This is a genomic window from Pseudonocardia halophobica, from assembly GCF_050948485.1.
Taxonomy (GTDB): Bacteria; Actinomycetota; Actinomycetes; order Mycobacteriales; family Pseudonocardiaceae; genus Pseudonocardia; species Pseudonocardia halophobica.
In genome coordinates, this window is record NZ_CP192046.1 from 1,708,650 (window position 1) to 1,727,257 (window position 18,608).

The 18,608-nt window shown below is 74.5% G+C and carries 12 protein-coding genes; 6 read left to right on the plus strand and 6 right to left on the minus strand.

Features of this window, described 5'->3' with window-relative positions:
- The first annotated feature begins 54 nt into the window (after positions 1 to 54).
- Positions 55 to 1,308, plus strand: coding sequence for a glycoside hydrolase family 3 N-terminal domain-containing protein (locus tag ACQP04_RS08310; RefSeq protein ID WP_433506472.1), 1,254 nt, complete (start codon positions 55 to 57; stop codon positions 1,306 to 1,308).
- 59 nt (positions 1,309 to 1,367) lie between these two features.
- Here the strand turns inward: ACQP04_RS08310 and ACQP04_RS08315 are convergent, their stop codons facing one another.
- Genes ACQP04_RS08315 through ACQP04_RS08325 form a run of 3 tightly spaced genes read right to left on the minus strand, consistent with a single transcriptional unit; the run spans position 1,368 to position 9,743 of the window.
- Positions 1,368 to 2,144 carry a beta-ketoacyl-ACP reductase gene (locus ACQP04_RS08315; RefSeq protein ID WP_433506473.1) on the minus strand — a complete coding sequence of 259 codons (777 nt, stop codon included), beginning with the start codon at positions 2,142 to 2,144 and terminating at the stop codon, positions 1,368 to 1,370.
- Between the two features lie 2 nt (positions 2,145 to 2,146).
- The gene (locus tag ACQP04_RS08320) at positions 2,147 to 7,765 is read right to left on the minus strand and encodes a biotin carboxylase N-terminal domain-containing protein (protein WP_433506474.1); all 5,619 of its coding nucleotides are present in this window, start codon (positions 7,763 to 7,765) and stop codon (positions 2,147 to 2,149) included.
- A gap of 13 nt (positions 7,766 to 7,778) precedes the next feature.
- Positions 7,779 to 9,743, minus strand: a complete 1,965-nt coding sequence (locus ACQP04_RS08325) for a 3-oxoacyl-[acyl-carrier-protein] synthase III C-terminal domain-containing protein (RefSeq protein ID WP_433506475.1) — start codon at positions 9,741 to 9,743, stop codon at positions 7,779 to 7,781.
- 369 nt (positions 9,744 to 10,112) lie between these two features.
- Between ACQP04_RS08325 and ACQP04_RS08330 the strand changes: the two genes are divergently transcribed.
- Positions 10,113 to 10,670, plus strand: coding sequence for a carboxymuconolactone decarboxylase family protein (locus tag ACQP04_RS08330; RefSeq protein WP_433506476.1), 558 nt, complete (start codon positions 10,113 to 10,115; stop codon positions 10,668 to 10,670).
- Positions 10,671 to 10,680: 10 nt separating this feature from the next.
- Complete coding sequence (locus ACQP04_RS08335) at positions 10,681 to 11,067, plus strand: VOC family protein (protein ID WP_433506477.1); 387 nt, start codon at positions 10,681 to 10,683, stop codon at positions 11,065 to 11,067.
- A 425-nt stretch (positions 11,068 to 11,492) separates the two neighbouring features.
- Here the strand turns inward: ACQP04_RS08335 and ACQP04_RS08340 are convergent, their stop codons facing one another.
- On the minus strand, positions 11,493 to 11,996 hold the full coding sequence (locus ACQP04_RS08340; RefSeq protein ID WP_433506478.1) for a winged helix-turn-helix transcriptional regulator: 504 nt from the start codon (positions 11,994 to 11,996) through the stop codon (positions 11,493 to 11,495).
- Positions 11,997 to 12,048: 52 nt separating this feature from the next.
- Positions 12,049 to 13,518 (minus strand): MFS transporter, encoded by a 1,470-nt coding sequence (locus ACQP04_RS08345; RefSeq protein ID WP_433506479.1) that lies wholly within the window; start codon positions 13,516 to 13,518, stop codon positions 12,049 to 12,051.
- 142 nt (positions 13,519 to 13,660) lie between these two features.
- On the opposite strand from ACQP04_RS08345, the gene ACQP04_RS08350 reads away from it, so the two are divergent.
- A complete protein-coding gene (locus ACQP04_RS08350) occupies positions 13,661 to 16,120 on the plus strand; it encodes a PEP/pyruvate-binding domain-containing protein (RefSeq protein ID WP_433506480.1) in 2,460 nt (819 codons plus the stop codon).
- On the opposite strand, the gene ACQP04_RS08355 is transcribed toward ACQP04_RS08350, so the two are convergent.
- Entirely contained in the window at positions 16,098 to 16,970 is an 873-nt protein-coding gene (locus ACQP04_RS08355; protein WP_433506481.1) for a LysR family transcriptional regulator, read from the minus strand. The genes ACQP04_RS08350 and ACQP04_RS08355 overlap by 23 nt on opposite strands.
- A gap of 69 nt (positions 16,971 to 17,039) precedes the next feature.
- On the opposite strand from ACQP04_RS08355, the gene ACQP04_RS08360 reads away from it, so the two are divergent.
- Together ACQP04_RS08360 and ACQP04_RS08365 are read left to right on the plus strand one after the other, a co-directional pair.
- Complete coding sequence (locus ACQP04_RS08360) at positions 17,040 to 17,927, plus strand: EamA family transporter (RefSeq protein WP_433506482.1); 888 nt, start codon at positions 17,040 to 17,042, stop codon at positions 17,925 to 17,927.
- 7 nt (positions 17,928 to 17,934) lie between these two features.
- Positions 17,935 to 18,357: a TIGR03618 family F420-dependent PPOX class oxidoreductase gene (locus ACQP04_RS08365; RefSeq protein ID WP_433506483.1), complete on the plus strand. Its 423-nt coding sequence runs from the start codon at positions 17,935 to 17,937 to the stop codon at positions 18,355 to 18,357.
- Positions 18,358 to 18,608 lie beyond the last annotated feature (251 nt).

The window sequence follows — 18,608 nt, forward strand, 5'->3', positions numbered from 1 at the left end:
GCGCGGGGCGGGGGTGTGCGGGACGGCCCGGCGTGGCAGGGACACTGGGGTGCGATGCGGATCGAGAGCTTCCCTCCCGGAGACCTGGCGCCCGAAGCCCCCGAGCGGCCGCGCCCGCCGCGTCGGCGCCGGCGGGCGGTCTCGGTCCTCAGCGCCGGTCTCGTGGTGGGTGCGCTCCTGGCGGGGATCGGCGTGATCACCGGGGCGGCGCCGGACGTCGCGCTCTCCGCCCGCGCCGAGCAGACGCCTCAGCAGCAGGCCGCGCCCGCCCCGCAGGCCGCGCCGGAGCCGGCCGACCCGCGTCCCACCTGCGTCGCCATGGTCCAGGCGCTCAGCCCGCGCGACCGCCTGGCCCAACGGCTGATGGTCGGCGTCGAGGCCGCCGACCCCGCCGGCGCCGCGAAGATCGTCCGGGACTCGCACGTCGGCGGGATCTTCCTGGGCGGCAACGCGAACGCCCTGCTGCAGAACAAGGCGCTCGACGCCGTGCAGGAGGCGGGGAACCTCCCGGTCGCCGTGGCCGTCGACGACGAGGGCGGCCGCGTCCAGCGCATCGACGACCTCGACGGCGAGCTGCCCAGCGCCCGCGCGATGGCCAGGAAGACCCCCGAGCAGGTCCGCGCCCTCGCCGAGGAACGCGGCCGGCAGCTGGCGGCGCGCGGCGTGACCTGGGACCTGGCGCCGGACGTCGACGTCAGCGACCAGTCGGCCAACTCGGTGATCGGCGACCGCTCCTTCTCGAACGACCCCGCGGTGGTCACCCGCTACGCCGGCGCGTTCGAGGAGGGGCTGCGGCAGGCCGGCGTCTACGGCGTGCTCAAGCACTTCCCCGGGCACGGGCACTCCAGCGGCGACTCGCACCAGGGCCGCGTCTCCGTGCCGCCGCTCGACCAGCTGCGGCAGGCGGACCTGAAGCCGTACACCGACCTGCTGGCGAAGCTGGACCACGACCGCGTCGGCGTGATGGTCGGGCACCTCGACGTCCCGGGCCTCACGGACGACCTGCCCTCCTCGCTCACCCCGGCGACGTACACGCTGCTGCGCGACGAGTACCGGTTCGACGGCATGGTCATGACGGACGACCTCGGCGCGATGAAGGCCGTCAGCAACCGGTTCACGCTGCCGCAGGCAAGCCTGACGGCGCTGGCCGCGGGCGCGGACGTGGCGCTGTCGTCGAACGTCGAGCCGGTCGCCCCGATCCTCGACACCCTCCAGCAGGCCCTCGACTCCGGGAAGATCGCCGCCGCCGACAACGACCGCGCGGTCGAGCGCATCCTCGCCGCCAAGAACCTCTGCCGCCGCACATGAGCGAACGGCGCTCTCGCTCACCAGGACTGAGCGAGAGCGCCGTTCGCCTGAGCAGGTGGTTACATGTCCAGCCCGCCGTTGACGGCGACCACGCTGCCGGTGATGTAGCCGGCGTCGTCGTCGAGGAGGAACTGGACGGCGCGGGCGATCTCGTGCGCCTGGCCCAGCCGCCCGACCGGGACGTTCTCGAGCAGCTTCTCCAGCACCTTCTCCGGGACCGCGGCCACCATCTCGGTCTCGATGTAGCCCGGGGCCACGCAGTTGACCGTGATCCCCTTGCGCGCCACCTCCTGCGCCAGGCTCTTGCTGAACCCGAACAGGCCGGACTTCGACGCCGCGTAGTTCGCCTGGCCCACGGCGCCGGACTCGCCGATCACCGAGCTGATGTTGACGATCCGGCCGAAGCCGTTGCCGGACATGTGGTCCAGCACGGCCTTGGTCATGTAGAAGGCGCCGGAGAGGTTGATCCGCAGCACCGCGTGCCAGTCCTCGACGGTCATCCGCCGCACCGTCTTGTCGACGGTGATCCCCGCGTTGTTGACCAGGTAGTCGATCTTCCCGTGGGCCGCGAGCACCTCGTCGGCGTAGCGCTGGCAGTCCTCCGGGGAACCGACGTTGCCCTGGTGGACCGAGACCGAGCAGCCCTCGGCGCGCAGCTTCTCGGCCAGGTCGTTGGCGGCCTTGGAGTTGGAGCTGTAGCCGGCGGCCACGTGCACCCCGGCGCGGGCCAGGGTGGTCGTGATCGCCGCCCCGATCCCGCGGGCGCCACCGGTGACGAGGGCGACGCGGGGCTCGGGGTGGGTGTCGGTCGCGAGCGGAGCGGGGGCGGAGGTCATGATCAGGTCTCCAGTTCCTCGAGGGTGCGTGCGATGCCCCGGCGGACGGCGTCGACGAGGTACGGCCGGAGCTGGTGCGGATCGACGATCTTGTGGACGGACCCGACGCGCTGGGCCCGCTGGATCGAGTGGGTGCTGTCGAACTCCTCGGCGACGGCGCCGAGCTTCTCCGAGCGGACGGCGGCCCGGACCGAGGCGAGCTCGGCGCGCAGCCGGGAGGCCTCGGCGTCGGACCCGGCCTCGACGGCGGCGGCGATGCGCGCCTCGAGGGCCGTGACCCGCTCGTCGGCGGCGGTCCGCTTGCGGACCTCGCCGGCGAACACCACGGCGGCGGCCGGCGCACCGCCCAGCACGGAGGCGTACGAGCCCTCGACGGCCGCGACCTCCATGTGGTCGTTGAGCGTCGCGGAGAAGACCACGAACGCCCCTCCGTGGTAGCGGGAGACCACGCAGAACACGATCGGGCCGTCGAAGTTGACGATCGCCCGGCCGATCTCCGCGCCGTACTCCAGCTGCAGCGAGCGCAGGGACTCCGGCGAGCCGTCGAACCCGGAGAGGTTCGCCAGCACCACCAGCGGCCGGTTGCCGCTCGCCGCGTTGATCGCCCGCGCCGTCTTCTTCGACGAGCGCGGGAACAGCGTGCCCGCGGTGAACTGCTCGGGCCCGTCGACGGGCAGCACGCCCCGCCGCGGGATCGGCTTCGACTCGATGCCGAGCAGGGACACGGGCTGGCCGCCCAGGTGGGCGTCGAACACGACGACGGAGTCCGCGTCGTGCATGTCCGCCCACCGCTCGAGCGGGGCGTGGTCCAGGTCGGCCACGCCGCGCATCACGGAGCGGATGTCGAAGGGCTTCTTGCGCCCCGGGTTGGTCTCGGGCGAGAAGATCTCGCCGAGCGTGGTGAACTCCCCGCCCTCGTGCGGCGCGGTCGTGACGTCGCGCTGCACCGGGTCGTTGGTCGGGGCCGGCCGCGGGAACCGCTCGCCGGGCACCCGGTAGGTGTGCTCGTAGTGCCGGAACAGGACGTCGACGGCCCCGGCCAGGTCCGGCGCCCAATACTGGGCCTGCCCGTTCGGGCCCATGATGCGGTCGTAGCCGCCGATGCCGAAGTTGTCCTCGGCCGAGACGCCGCCGGAGTAGTCCAGGCTCTGCTTGCCGGTGAGCACCATCGCGCTGTCCGGCGTCATGACCAGGATGCCCTTGGTGTGCGTGAGCATCGTGGCCTCGGCGTTCCAGTAGGGCTGGGCGCCGACGTTGATCCCCGTGACGACGACGTTGACCTCGCCGCCCTCCTGGGTGAACTCGATGATCGCCCGCAGCGCACGCGAGATCCAGTCCATGTTCTCCGTGCCGGAGTCCATGGCGATCTTGGCGCCCGACGACACCGCGAACCACTCGAGCGGCACGTCCAGCTCGCGGGCGAGCCGGATCGCCGCGCACACCCGCGCGCACTCGGGCTCGGCCAGCGCGCCCAGCCCCCGCGTCGGGTCGCCGAGCAGCACCACCCGCGTCATGCCCTCGGGCTGCTTCGCCGTGGGCATGGTGACCGTGCCGAGCACGATGTTGGCCGTGTTGCGGCCGGGCTCGCGCTCGACCGGCTCGGCCTCCGGGTCGACCCCCGAGCCCTCGACCAGGTCGTACTCGACGAACCGGCCCTCGGGCCCGGTCAGCATCGGGATGATCTCGTACGGGTAGACCGCCCCGCGGCGCTGCGCCTTGATCACGTTCTGGGCGTAGGCGTCGAGCTCGCGCATGAGGCCCGTCGGCGGCTCGTCGAGCCGGACGGTGAGGCCCGCGCCCGGCGGCCGGGACAGCCGCAGCAGGTACTCGTGCGGGCTCTCCTCGTTCGGCCCGGCCTCGCCCGGGCGGTCTGCGCGGAACTGCACCAGCACCTGCTCCAGGCCCAGCGACCCGGTGCGGGCGGCGAGCCGTCGGACCACCGTGTCGAGCTCCTCGAACGGGATGTCGACGACCGGCCAGACGTGCAGCAGGATCCGGTTCCAGCCCAGCTTGGCCAGCTTCGGGTCCCGGCTCCGCGCGCTGCGCAGGCTGTCGAGGCAGGCGTCGATCGCCCGCTCCAGCTCGGGCAGCGACCGGATGACGCCGGCGTCGTCCCGCAGCACGGTGAGCCGCCGGACGTCGGACAGGGCCAGCAGGCGCTGGTCCTCGCGCACGTTCTTGCCGGTGGCGTGGAACAGGTGCACGTCCGGCTCGGCGGGCAGCCGGCGCAGGTCGAAGTTGCCGAGCCGCCACAGCCCGAGCCGCTCCGCGACGAGCGGGTGGAGGCCGCGCAGCGTGCGGTCCTCGACGAGCGTGCCGTCGGGCTCCGGGCGGAAGGTGAACCACACCGGGCTCGGGTCGGCAAGGGCGTCGGGCGTCTCGGACGGGTTGGGGCGCACGGCCACCGCGACTCGGGCGACCCGCCCGGTCGGCACGGCGCCGATCGCGGCCCGCACCCGGTCGGCACGGGCGTCGGGGTCGCCCCGGTCGTCGGCGTGGGTGGAGGTGACGTACAGGTCCACCAGCGCCGTGCGGCCCTCGGGCAGCTCCTCGACCAGCCGCCGCATCTGGTTCGCGGCGGCCAGGGCGCGCCGCGGGTCGTTGTTGTCGATCACCGTGGCGAGGACAGTGCGGTCGTTGCCCCGGTGCGTGTACGACGCGGTGAGCACCGGCAGCCCGAGGCTCTCGCTGACCTTCAGGTCCTGCAGCGGCCGGATCCGGTAGTAGCGCCGGGTCATGACCTCGAGCAGGGCGGCGTTGTGCCGGCTGCCGAAGACCCCGAGGATCGGCTCGGACGAGGCGACCAGCGCCTCGATCCGCTCCGCCCGGTCGGCGGCGTCCGGCTGCTCGGCCAGCTCGTCGAGCTGCGTGCGGACCTCGCGGTGCACGCGGTCGCGCTCCGCCTCGACCGCCGGGGCGTCGAAGCAGTGGTAGCGGACCTGGCGGGCCAGGTCGCCGACGACGGGGTGCCGCAGCTGGGTGGCCAGGACCAGGGCGTCGAGCGTGCGCAGGTACTCCTCGCGGGTGGCCGCCGGCAGCCCCGCCAGGGACTCGGGGTGCGCCAGCCGCCACTGCAGCAGGTTGAGGATCACCGGCTCGTGCGCGGTGGCGCGGCGGTGCGCCAGGAACATCCAGTACAGCGCGGGCTCGAGCTGGGTGCCGGAACCCTCCAGCTCCACGCCGTAGTGCGCGAGCGCGCGGCGCAGCTTGGCGCGGAAGGACTCCGGCAGCTGCTCCTGCTCGACGTCCCGGGAGCGCAGGTAGGCGTGCAGGTACTCCTGCGGGTTGCGGCCCGACTCGCCGTTGCCGTTGCCGTCGGTGGGCTCGTCGGACTCGCGGCGGTTGCGGGACAGCGCCGACAGGTCGGTGAAGATCCGCAGCACGGCGGTCTCGCCGGCGAGCACGGCCGGGTCGTCACCGGGCAGCGCGGCGCGCGCGGCGTCGAGCCGGGCGAGCAGCGGGCGGGACTGCCGCTCGTCGACGTCGAAGCCGAGCACCTGCCAGCGCAGCGCGGTGAGGGCGTCGGCGGCCGTGGCGGCCGGGTCCTCGTCGGCACCGGTGCCGAGCAGCGCGGCGAAGTCGGCGCGGTCGCCGCCCGCGGCGGGGCCGGCGGCGTCGGCCGCGGGCTCCAGCCGGACCAGCTTCGTGCCGCCCTCGACCTGCGTGTTCGACGGCACCAGGACCTCGGCGACGGTGCCCGCGAACGGGGCCCGCAGCGCGGTCTCCAGCTTCATCGACTCGACGATCGCGACGACGTCGCCCTCGGCGACCTCCTGCCCGGCGATCACCGGGACGGCCACGACCATGGCCGGGGCGGGCGCGCGGACCATGCCGGCCTCGCCACCGGAGATCCGGTGCACGGCGCCGTCGACCTCGACGAGGTAGTCCGTGTCCTGCGGTGCCGACAGCACCGAGTACGTGGTGCCGCCGACGGTGAGCCGGCGCTCGAAGCGCCCGGAGCGCTCGACGTCGACGTCCACCGCCTGTGGGGCTCCGCCGGGCACCTCGAGCACCACGCGGTAGCGGTTCGCCCGGGTGCGGGCGACCCGCAGCCGGTAGGACTCGCCGCCCGCGCGGACGTCCGTCTGGTGCCAGGTCTCGGCGCCGACCTCGGGCCGGCCGCGCTCGGCGGCGGTGAACAGCCGCTCCTGCTGACGGGCGACGTGCCCGTCGTGCGCCTCGACGGCGGTGGCGAGGAGCGCGACGTCGAGCCGGCGGGGCGGGGTGTAGCCCTGCGCCATCAGCCCGTCGAGCCAGGTCGTGTCGGTGTCCCCGGCGATCAGCTCGGGCCGCTGCAGCAGGTCGAGCAGGAAGGCCTTGTTGGTGGTGCCGCCGTCGATGACCGCGGCGGTCTGGCGCAGCGCGCGCAGCAGCCGGGCGCGGGCCTCCTCGCGGTCCCGGCCCCAGGCGATGATCTTGGCGATCATCGAGTCGAACTGCGGCGGGATGACGTCCCCGGTCGCGACGCCGGTGTCCACCCGGATCCCGGGACCGGCGGGCAGCGCGAGGTGCTCGATGACGCCGGGCGCGGGCGCGAAGCCGCGCTCCGGGTCCTCGGCGGTGAGGCGGGCCTCGATCGCCCAGCCGGTGCCGCGCGGAGGCTCCGGCGCGATGTCCGCGAGCTTGCCACCGCCCGCGACGTGCAGCTGCAGCTTGACGATGTCGACGCCGGTGCACGCCTCGGTCACCGGGTGCTCGACCTGCAGCCGGGTGTTGACCTCGAGGAACGACAGCAGCCGCTCCTTGGGCTCGTAGAGGAACTCCACGGTGCCGGCGTTGACGTAGCCGGCGGCGCGGGCCAGCTCGGCGGCGGAGGAACGCAGCAGCTCCTCCTGCTCGGCGTCGAGCGCGGTGGAGGCGGACTCCTCGATGACCTTCTGGTTGCGGCGCTGCACGGAGCAGTCGCGCACGCCGAGGGTCCAGACGTCGCCGGTGGCGTCGGCGACGACCTGCACCTCGACGTGCCGGCCGCCGCTGATGGCGCGCTCGAGGAACACGGTCGCGTCGCCGGCGGTCTTGCCCGCCTCGGAGGAGGCGCGCTCGAAGGCCTCGGCCAGCTCGTCCGGCGTGGTGACCTTGCGGATGCCGCGGCCGCCACCGCCCGCGGTGGCCTTGACCATCAGCGGGTAGCCGATCGTCTCCGCCTTCTCCCGTGCCTCGGCGAGGTCGGCGACCGGGCCGCCGGACCAGGCCGCCAGCGGCACGCCGACACGCTCGGCGAGCTTCTTCGCGGCGATCTTGTCCCCGAGGTCGCGCATGACCTCCGGCGACGGGCCGATGAAGGTGATGCCGAGGTCCCGGCACAGCTCGGCGAACTCCGCCTTCTCGGAGACGAAGCCCCAGCCCGGCCAGACGGCGTCGGCGCGGGCCACCTTCAGGGCACGCTCCAGCTCCGCGTAGTCGAGGTAGGGCGACGGACCGAGGTGGTCGGGGTCGTCCGGGCCGATGAGCACGGCCTCGTCGGCCTCGCGCACGAACATGGCGCGCCGGTCCACGGCGGTGTGCAGCGCGACGGTCCGCAGCGGGGATCCACCCGCGGCGTTCCACTCGCGTACGGCGTGGATGAGCCGCATGGCGGGCTCACCACGATTGACGATCGCGATCCGGGAGAAGCTGCTCACGAGGGCCATCCTGCTACGCCCCGAACGCCGCGCGAACATCCTCCACGGAGGTTCCGACGACCGGATTCCGCGGTAACACCGTTGTCGACCGGTCCCGCACCGCGGGCGGCAGCACGACCTCCGGCGCCATGATGGCGGGGTCGACGGTGAGGACGGCGTAGCCGCCCACCGCGCCGGCCCCGAAACCGGGCGCGAAGACCCGCGTCGGGCGGTCGATGACACCGTCGCGCACGGCGTCGAACAGCGCGATCGGGATCGACGCGGCGGACACGTTGCCCATGTCGCCGATGTCGAAGTACAGCTGGTCCGCGCTCAGCCCCGCCTTCTCCGCCAGCTGCACGATCATCGTGCGGTTGGCCTGGTGCGGCACGATCAGCTCGATGGCGTCGAGCAGCTTCCCGCCGTCCGGGCCGGGCAGCGCGTCGAGCTCGCCGATCATCTGCTCCAGGTAGCGGGCGACGAGCGCCTTCACCTCGGGGCCGTAGACCGTGATGTCGTTGTCGAACTCCGGGTTCGGCCAGATGATCGAGTTGACCTGGGCGGGCGGACCGCTCGCGTAGGTCTGCAGGACCTCGACGTCGCCCGCGGACCCCTCCGCCGCGGGCGCGACGACGAGGGCGGCCGCGCCGTCCCCGAAGATCATGCGCGAGGTGCGGACCCCGCCGATCTTGTCGCTGAACTTCTCGACACAGACCAGCAGCACCGGTCGCCCGACCTCCTGCAGCTGGCGCACCGCCTCGGCGAGGCCGTAGGGCAGGCCCGCACAGGCCGCCACGATGTCCGCCGAGCAGTGGGTCTGCAGGAGGCCGAGCTCGCCGGAGAGCCAGGTGGCCAGCGACGGGATGAGCCGGTCGCTGGTGCAGGTCGCCACGAGGACCGCGCCGATCTCCTCCGGCTTGCGGCCGGAGTGGGCGAGGGCGGCGTCGGCCGCGGCGAGGGCGAGGTCGCCGATGTCGTGCTCGGAGTAGCGCCGCCGCTCGATCCCGGTCTTCGCCGTGATCTCCGCGGCGCTCATCGGCGACCAGGAGAAGCTGGTGTTGCGCACGACGTCCGTGTTCTCGCAGACGTGCTCGCCGCGCACGACCGCCAGCGACTCGATCGTCGGCCTGACCGCGAACGTCTCGGCGACCTTCACCGGCTCGAGCGGCGTGGCCGGCGCGACGGGCGCGACGGGGGGCCGGGAGGGGCGGGTCCGGACGGGCGCTCCGTTGCGGACCCGGTCCAGGAACGCCGCCACCTCCCGGGTGCGCGGGTGGAACGCGATGACGACCTCGTCGTCGCCGATCGCCGACGCCTCGCGCAGCTCGGTCCGCGACCGGGTCCACGGGTACTGGTTGTGCAGCACCATCGCCCAGCGGGACAGGGCCTCCAGCTCGGGGGCCTCCTCGTGGGCGTCGAGGATCTCGGTCGGGGAGAAGGTCGGGTAGTCCGGCTCCAGGTCGGGCAGGACGAAGGTCAGGGCGCCGGGCTCCGCGAGGAACTCCGCGACGGTCGGCTTCACGGGCTCGAGGTCCGTCGCGTGGTGCTTGCGGTTGCCGTACACGTCGTTGAGCAGGCCGAACAGCCGCTCCTCGACCTCCGGGTACCGGCCCTCGGGCAGCGCCTGCCAGGCCTCGACGACGGCGGCGGCCTTGCGCTCGCCGTCGACCCACGGGGTGACGACGGGCAGGAACACGTCGTCCCGGGTGCGCGGCAGGTCGCGCCAGCGGGTGGGGCGCTTCTCGTACATGGTGAGCGCCCAGCGGTTGACCCAGAACAGGTTCTGGCCGAGGTCGCGCAGCAGGTCGTACCGGCGGGTGTACGCGCCGCGGGCCACGCGCTCGGCGATCTCGGTCCCGGTGGGGGCCTTGGACTCGAAGTCCCGGCCGATGACGGCGGCCGCGCCGTCGAGCGTGTCCACCACCGAGAAATCGAGATCCGGCGAGAAGTTCGCGGGGAACACGAGGCGGCCGTGGCGGTTGACCACGAACGGCTTCATACGGGTGCCTCCAGGCGGCGACGCTGATCGAAACGTGGGCCGAACAAGGCGGAAACACAGGTCGGCGCGGCGGACGACGGCGCGGCGACCCGGATGGTTTCGTGCTTCGGCGGTAAGGGAACCGTAGCGGGAATTGACCGGAGATCGGAACGTGACCTGGCTCTTCACCCGTCTGCTGATCCCATTGTTGGGTATCCGAGGAAATGTTACCCGCGAGTTCTACTCAATGGTTCTACCTGTGGGTTCGCTTGGGCGGGCCTGGATCGGTGCAGATCAAGGACGTGACACCGTCCGGTGTGGACGCAGTCCTGTGTGGACCGATCCCTCGGTTGTGGCACCGGGTGCCGATCCGTTCTAGGGTCCACCGGCATGGCCCGTGTCACGTACCTGACGCCCGAGACCGCCCCTCCCGCCGTCGCCTCGACGCTCGGCAAGATGCCCCCGCTGCACGTCTTCCGCATGCTCGCGCACGCCGAGACGGCCTTCCGGCCGTGGCTGAAGTTCGGCGGCGCGATCCTCGCGGACCTCGCGATCGACCCGCTCCTGCGCGAGCTCGTGATCCTCCAGGTCGGACGACTCGCCGCGCGCTACGAGTGGGAGCAGCACGTGCCGATCGCGCTCGCCGCCGGCGGCACCGCCGAGCAGATCGAGGCCCTCGACCGGGGCGAGTTGGGGACTTTCGACCCTGGTACCCGGGCGGCTCTGGAATTCACCGCGGCGCTCGTGCGCGACGGCGAAGTGTCGGACGAGAACTACGCGGCACTCGCGGCCGAGTTCTCGGAACGGGAAATAGTGGAGCTCGCACTCACCGCGGCCCATTATCTCGGCCTCGCGCGCATCATGACCGCGCTCCGGATCGACCCCGACGCGCCGGCCGGACCCGACGGCCTGCCCGCGGCACGCGTCGAACGGCCCTCCGCTGGGTAGGCTCGCCGAGATGGAGATCCTCGCCGGACGGGTGCTGCTGCGCCCGGCCGACCCGGACGTGACCACGGCCTTCTACCGGGACGTGCTCGGGCTGGCCGTCTACCGGGAGTTCCCCGGCGGTACCGTGTTCTTCCTCGGCGGCGGGTTCCTGGAGGTGTCGGGACACGCCGCCGAGCCCGCCGCGGAACGCACCGGCGTCGCGCTCTGGATGCAGGTGCGGGACATCGCGGCCGCGCACAAGGAGCTGGCGGACCGGGGCGCCACCATCGTCCGGGAGCCGCGCCGCGAGCCCTGGGGGCTCGAGGAGATGTGGCTGACCGACCCCGACGGCGTGAAGATCGGGATCGTGGAGATCCCCCCGGAACACCCGCTCCGCCGCGACACCCGGGGAGAGTGAGGGCGGCCGGCAGACGAGTGTGTGGCTGAGGGAGCGCGCTCGGCTTGACGAGGTGTGCTCGGCTTGAGGGTGTGTGCTCGGCCGAGGGCGTTGGAGACGGACGCCGCACACCTGCCCAGGCGCGGGAGACCCCGCCCTGACGTCGCCTCACACCCGCGACGAGCGCGGCACACCCTGTCGACTGGGTGTGCTGCGCCTCGACGGGTGTGCCGGGCAAGGCGGGAATGTTGTCAGGACGGGGTCAGTACGGGCAGCAGCACTCGGTCGGCCCCGGCGTTCTCGAGCGCGCACACCCGTCGAGGCGCCGTACAGGCCGTCGACCGTGCCAAGAGGGCTTCACGCTCGAAGCCGCGGTGTCGGGCGCGCCGTGGAGCCGTCGTGCGTCCGTGAGCGGGTCGTCGGCGCGTTGTGGGCCGTACTGCGCCTCAGGCCGAGCGGAGGCGGGCGCCGGGGCCCGGGTCGGAGGTGAGCTTGGTGCGGGGCTCGATGAGGTGCCCCGCCTCGCAGCGCAGCTCCGCGTGGACCTCGGCGCCGCAGTCGGCGTGCCGGATCACCATGGGCTGCCCCGCCTCGCCGGCGAGGTGCCGGTCGCCCCAGTCCCGCAGCGCCGTCATGACGACGCGCAGGTCCTTGCCGGCGGGCGTCAGCCGGTACTCGTGGCGCTCGCGGCGGCCCGGCTCGCGGTAGGGCACCTTCTCCACCAGGCCCGCGTCGACGAGGCCGGCGAGCCGGCGGGTCAGCACGTTGCGGGCGATGCCGAGGTGTGCGGCCAGGTCGTCGAACCGGCGGACGCCGTTGAACATGTCCCGCAGCACGAGCACGGTCCAGGCGTCGCCGATCAGCGCCGCCGTGCGGGCGACGGAGCAGGTGCCGCTGTCGAAGTCGGTCCAGGCCGATCCGGGCGACGGTGCAGACGCTGCGGACGTCATGCGCGCCAGGGTAGCCGGGCGGCTGGGTTGCCGCCAGAAACCCCGGGGAGCCTCAGGCCGCGGCCCGGCTGGCCAGCGCGGGGTCGTCGCGCGGGTCGGTGACGCCCTCGGGCGCCGGCGTGGCCGCGGCGATGCCCATCGCCAGCACCGCGGCGACGGCCGCGGCCAGGAAGACGACGGTGTAGGCCGTGCCGGCGGGCCGCGTCTCGCCGCCCACGTCCATCACGAGCGCGGTGCTCACGGCCGCGACCACCGCGGTGCAGGTCGAGGTGCCCAACTGGCGCATCAGCGTGTTCAGGCTGTTCGCCGCGGCCGTCTCGGTCTCGGGGACGGCCCGCATGATGAGCAGCGGCAGCGCGGAGTAGGCGAGGGTGGCCCCGATCGCGCCGATGGTCGCGGTGCCGATCAGCAGCAGCTCCGACGACGGCAGCAGGGCGAACCCGACGTTGCCCACCGCCAGCAGCGCGGTGCCGAGGATCAGGGTCGTCCGCGGCCCGCGGATCCGGGAGATGATCGCCGAGGCGGACGAGAAGACGACCATCGACCCGCCGATCGGCAGCAGCACCACGCCGGCGACCAGCAGCGACAGCCCGAAGCCGTACCCGGTCTCGACGGGCGCCTGCAGGATCTGGGTCGCGAGCATGAAGGTCGCGAACATCGAGAAGCCGATGAGCACCGTGGCACCGTTCGTCATCAGCACCGCGGGGCGGGCCGAGACGCGCAGGTCGACGAGCGGGGCGCGGCGGCCCAGCTCCCAGCGCGCCCAGACCGCGAGCAGCACGGCGGCCGCGCCGAACAGGCCGAGGACGGTCGGGCTCGTCCAGCCCCACTCCGTGCCCTTCGAGATGCCGAGCAGCAGGCAGACCAGGGCGGCGGCGATCCCGACGGCGCCGACGGCGTCGAACCGGCCGCCGGTGCGCACCCGCGACTCGGGGACCAGCCGCGAGACGAGCAGCAGCTGGATCACCGCGACCACGGCCGCGCCGGCGAACAACCAGCGCCAGGAGGTGAACTGCGCGACGAGCCCGGTGATGGGCAGCCCGATCGCGCCGCCGACGCCCAGCGAGGAGCTCATCAGCGCGACGCCGCTGCCGACCCGCTCGGGTGGCAGCACGTCCCGCATCAGGCTCATCCCGAGCGCGATGACGCCGAACGACACGCCCTGCAGCACCCGGCCCACGATCAGCAGCACGATGTTCGGCGCCGCGGCCCCGATGACCGAGCCCGCCAGGATCAGCGCGATCGAGACCAGCAGCATCCGCCGCTTGCCGTACATGTCGCCGAGCCGGCCGAGCACCGGGGCGGACACCGCGCCGGCGACCAGGGTGGCGGTGACCAGCCACGCCGCCGTCGACGGGGAGACCGACATGAGCCGCGGGAACTGCGGCAGCAGGGGCACGACCATCGTCTGGATGAGGGACACCAGCAGACCGCAGGACGCGAGCACCAGGATCGCCACGGTCGGGCGAGCGGGCGGTGCGGTTGCGGCGGAGGCGGGCGATTCGGCCAGATCGGCGCTCACGAGGTGTGGGTCTCCGTCCACGAGAGGGTGCCTGATCAGGTGACCACGAGCCCCGACTCCGTGGCAAGGCGAAACCTTGCCTTTGCCAAGTAACTCACGCTGAACGGTCGTCCGGGAATACGGAGGACGCTACGGTCCCGGGATGGCGGACCTCGTCCTCCCGCTCGACGCGCCCGGGGCGACCGACCTCGCGACGGGCGGCGGCAAGGGGGCCTCGCTGGCCCGTGCGGTGCGGGCGGGGCTGCCGGTGCCGCCGGGCTTCGTCGTCACCACGGCCGCCTACCGCCGCTACGCCGCCGGGCTGCCGGAGCGGCCCCGTCCGGAGGACTTCACGGCCGCGCTGCCCGCGGACCTCGCCGCCGCCGTCCGGGCGGCCCACGCCGCGCTCGGTGGCCCACCGGTGGCGGTCCGGTCGTCGGCGACCGCCGAGGACCTGCCCGGGCTGTCGTTCGCCGGCCAGCAGGAGACCGTGCTCGACGTCCGCGACGCCGACGGGGTGCTCGATGCCGTCCGCCGCTGCTGGGCGTCACTGTGGGCCGAGCGGGCCGTCGCCTACCGCGACCGCGCGGGGATCGACGGCGCCGAGATCGCCGTCGTGGTCCAGGAGCTCGTCCCCGCCGAGTCGGCCGGGGTGCTGTTCACCGCCGACCCGGTGACCGGTGACGAGGACCGGATGCTGGTCGACGCCGCGTGGGGCCTGGGGGAGGCGGTCGTGGGCGGGCTCGTCACGCCGGACGCGGTCGTCGCCGACGCCGCCACCGGTGCCGTGCGCGAGCGCCGCACCGCGGACAAGGCCGTGCGGACCGTGCGGACCGACGCCGGGACGGTCGAGGAGCCCCTGCCCGCGGAGCTGCGCCGCGTCCCGGTGCTCGACGACGCGCGCGTGGCCGAGCTGGTCGCCCTCGGCCGCCGCGTCGCGGCCCTGTACGGCGGCCCGACGGACGTCGAGTGGGCGTGGGCGGACGGGCGGTTCGCCCTGCTCCAGGCCCGCCCGATCACCACGGTCCGCGACCCGTGGAACGACTCGCGCGGCCGCGACCACCTGTGGACCAACGGCAACCTCGGCGAGGCCGTGCCCGGCAGCGTCACCCCGCTGACCTGGTCCTTCCTGGAGATCTTCACCGCGCACGCGATGCCGACCTCGGCGCTGCCGGGGCTGCGCGCGTACGGCCGGATCGGCGGGCGCGCCTACATGGACCTGTCGACGGCGTCGGCGCTGGCCGGCCTGGTCGGCGTCCCGCGCGGGCTGTTCGTGCGCCTGGTCGGCAGCGCCTTCGGGCGGACCCCGGCCGGGGTCCGGGTCCCGCGCGCCGCGCTCGACCGCCGGGCGGCGCGACGGGCCCTGCTGCCCGCGGTGCGCGAGGTGCTGCGGACCGTGCGCCGGGAGAAACCGCACGTCGACGCCTACGTCGAGGGCAACCCGGCCCGTTGCGCGGCGCTGGCGGCCCGGGTCGCGGGGCTCGACGCGGCGGGGTTGCGGACGGCCTGGACCGCCGAGCTGCAGCCCCTCCTGGTCCGCGCCAGCGCGATGCTGCAGGTGGCCGGCCGCAGCGACCCGCGCGCGCTGCTCGGCGCCCGCGCCCGGCTGGAGCGGCTGCTCGGGCCGGCCGACGCCGCCGCCCTCGCGACCGGCGGGGAGCTGGAGAGTCTCGGCCCCGTCGTCGGGCTGGCCCGGGTCGAGGCGGGGGAGCTGTCCGAGGCGGAGTACCTGCGCCGGTGGGGGCACCGGGGCCCGCGCGAGTTCGAGGTGTCCGCGCCGCGCCCGGCCGAGGACCCGGAGTGGGTGCGGCGCGAGCTGGGGCGCCTGCGGGCCGCCGGCGCCGGCCCCGCCCAGCTGCTCGAACGCCAGCGCGTCGCCCGTGAGGAGGCCTGGGACCGGCTGCGCCGCGAGCAGCCGCGGCGGGTGCGCGGCGCGCGGAGGGCCGTCGACCGCTGGACCCGCGCCGCCGGCGGCCGCGAACGCACCCGGTCGGAGGTGGTGCGGGTGTTCGGCGTGCTCCGGGCGTGGGCGCTGCGGGCGGGCGAGGTGACCGGGCTCGGCGACGCCGTGTTCTTCCTCGAGCTCGACGCGCTGCTGCGGGCCCTCGAGCCGGGTGCCGACACGCCCGTCGCCCGCGCCGCGCGGAACCGCGCCGTGTTCGAGGCCTACGACGCCCTGCCGCCGTATCCCGCCGTGATCCGCGGGACGTTCGACCCGTTCGCCTGGGCCGCGGACCCGCACCGGCGGGCGGACCTGTTCGTCGAGGGACGCCCACCCGCACCTGTGGCCGCGGACGGTGCGGTCACCGGGTTCGGCGGGGCGCCCGGCGTCGTCGAGGGCACCGTGCGTGTGCTCGCCGACGTGGCCGACGGGGCGGCGCTGCGCCCCGGCGAGATCCTCGTGACGACCGTGACGAACGTCGGCTGGACCCCGCTGTTCCCCCTGGTCACGGCCGTGGTCACGGACGTCGGGGCGCCGCTCTCGCACGCCGCGATCGTCGCCCGCGAGCTGGGCATCCCCGCCGTCGTCGGCTGCGGGGACGCCACCACGCGGCTGCGCACCGGCGACCGGGTCCTGGTGAACGGCTCCGCGGGGACGGTCACCCCGCTGGGGCGCCCGTGACCTCCTGCACGAGCTCCACCAGCCGGGGCACGGCCGGGTGCGTGGGCGGGTCGGTCCAGACCAGCCACACCGGGACGGGCGGGGCGTCGGCCAGGGGCACGTAGGCCACGCCCGGGAAGCGGTGCAGCTGCGAGGTCGCGGCCGGGGTGACGCCGACGGCCCCCCCGCCGGAGGCGATCCGCACCAGCCAGTCCTCCGTGGTGGCCACCCAGGAGATCTCGGGCCGGGAGTCCGCCGGCCAGAGCGACGCGGTGGTGGTGCCGGTGACCCGGTTGACCGCCACGGTCCGGCCGACGAGGTCGGCCAGGGTGAGCGACGCGCGGGCGGCCAGCGCGTCGCCCTCGGGCACCGCCGCGACCCGCGTCTCGTCCGGCAGCCGCGCCGCGCGCGTGCCGGGGATGCGCACCCGCCCGCGGAGCACCGCGGCGTCGACCCGGCCGTCGGCCAGCCCGGCGGTGCGGGTGTCGAGCTGTACCAGCTCCAGCGGCAGGTCGGGGTGCTCGGCCCGCCAGCGGCGCAGCAGCTCCGGGGTGCGGCCGCCCAGCGCCGACCAGGCGTGCCCGAGGCGCAGCGGGACCCGCAGCCACTCGGCGGCACGGGCCGGGTCGAGCAGCGCGTCGACGGCCTCGACCGCCCGCTCGGCGCGCTCCCGGAACGCCAGGCCGGCCGGGGTCAGCGCGAGGTGGTGGGTCGACCGCTCCACGAGCCGCACCCCGAGATGGGTCTCGAGCTGGTGCAGCGTGCGCGACAGCGCGGGCTGGCCGATGTGCAGCCGGGCCGCGGCGCGGGTGATCGCCCCGGCCTCGGCGATGGCCAGGAAGGCCCGGAGGTGCCGCAGGTCCGCGCTCATGCCTCGGGAGCATAACCACCGCTGAACCGGCATTTCCCGGCGGCGGATCCGGCTCCTAGCGTCGAGCGGGTGACCGTTCTCGCCGCCCGCCCCACCACCCGCCCCGGAGGCCGGACGGCGATCGGGCTCGTGGTCGGCGGCGAGTTCTCGATGCAGTTCGGCGCGGCCGTGGCGGCACTGCTGTTCGCCCGACTGGGCGCGAACGGCACCGTGGCGCTGCGGCTCGGCATCTCCGCGCTCGTCCTGCTGCTGGTGTGCCGGCCGCGGCTTCGGGGACGCACGCGCGGCGACCTGCTCACCGTCCTCGGCTACGGGCTGGCGCTCGGCGGCATGAACATCTGCTTCTACGAGGCGATCGCGCGGATCCCGCTCGGCGCCGCCGTGACGCTGGAGGTGCTCGGGCCGCTCGCGCTGTCCGTGCTCACCGGGCGCGGCCTGCTCGGCGCCGTGTGGGCGGTGCTCGCGCTGGCCGGTGTCGCCCTGCTGGGTGAGGACGGCTTCACCGGGCTCGACGTCGTCGGGGTCGCGTTCGCGCTGCTCGCGGGCGGGTTGTGGGCCGGCTACATCGTGCTGGCCCAGCGGGCGGGCCGCTCCTTCGCGAAGCTCGACGGCCTGGCCCTCGGTCTCGCCGTGTCCGCCGCCCTGGCCCTGCCGCTCGGGATCGCCGGGGCCGGGGCCGCGCTCCTCGACCCGGTCGCGCTGGCGCTGGGCGCGGCCGTCGCGGTGCTGTCCTCGCTGCTGCCCTACTCGCTCGAGCTGCTGGCGTTGCGCAGCGTCCCCGCGAACACCTTCGCCGTGGTGATGAGCCTCTCACCGGCCGTCGCGGCGCTCGCCGGGGCGCTGGTGCTGGGGCAGGCCCTCACCCCGGTCGGCGCGGGCGCGATCGCGCTGGTCGTCATCGCCTGCGCGGGCGCGGTCCGGTGGGGCGGCCGGCGGGCGGCACCCGTCGAGGCATGATGCGGGCGTGACCGCACGCCCCCTGCGCACCCGCCTGGCCCCCGACGTCGTCTCCGCGGACTTCCGCGCCTTCTGGACCGAGCGGCACCTGGGCACCCTGGTCACGCTGCGGAAGGACGGGACGCCGCACGTCGTGCCGGTCGGGGTCACGATCGACGTCGAGGAGGGCCTCGCCCGGGTGATCTGCCGCGGCGGCTCGCAGAAGGCCCGCAACGTCGCCGGGGCCGGGCCGGAGGGCGCCCGCGTCGCGGTGTCGCAGACCGACGGCCGGCGCTGGTCGACGCTCGAGGGCGTCGCCGTCGTGCGGGACGACCCGGAGTCCGTGCGGGACGCCGAGCAGCGCTACGCCGCCCGCTTCCGCGTGCCCCGGCCGAACCCCGAGCGCGTGGTCATCGAGATCCGCGTCGACCGCCTCCTCGGTATGGTCTGAACCGATCCCGTGGCACGGACCTGTCGGATCGTGTCCGGATCGGGCACGCTGGACGCACTTTCCGGGTCAGGAGTCCCCACCGTCGCGGGCCGGCCCGTCCGGCACACCGTCACGATCCGGGTGCCGGGCAGTGCAGGACAGCACAGCACGCAGACCACGCACCAGCACGCGAGGACCGAGGGACACGGTGAGCAGCGCACACGAACCTGCCGCGAGCACGGCCGACGCGACCGGCGACGGCGCGATCACGG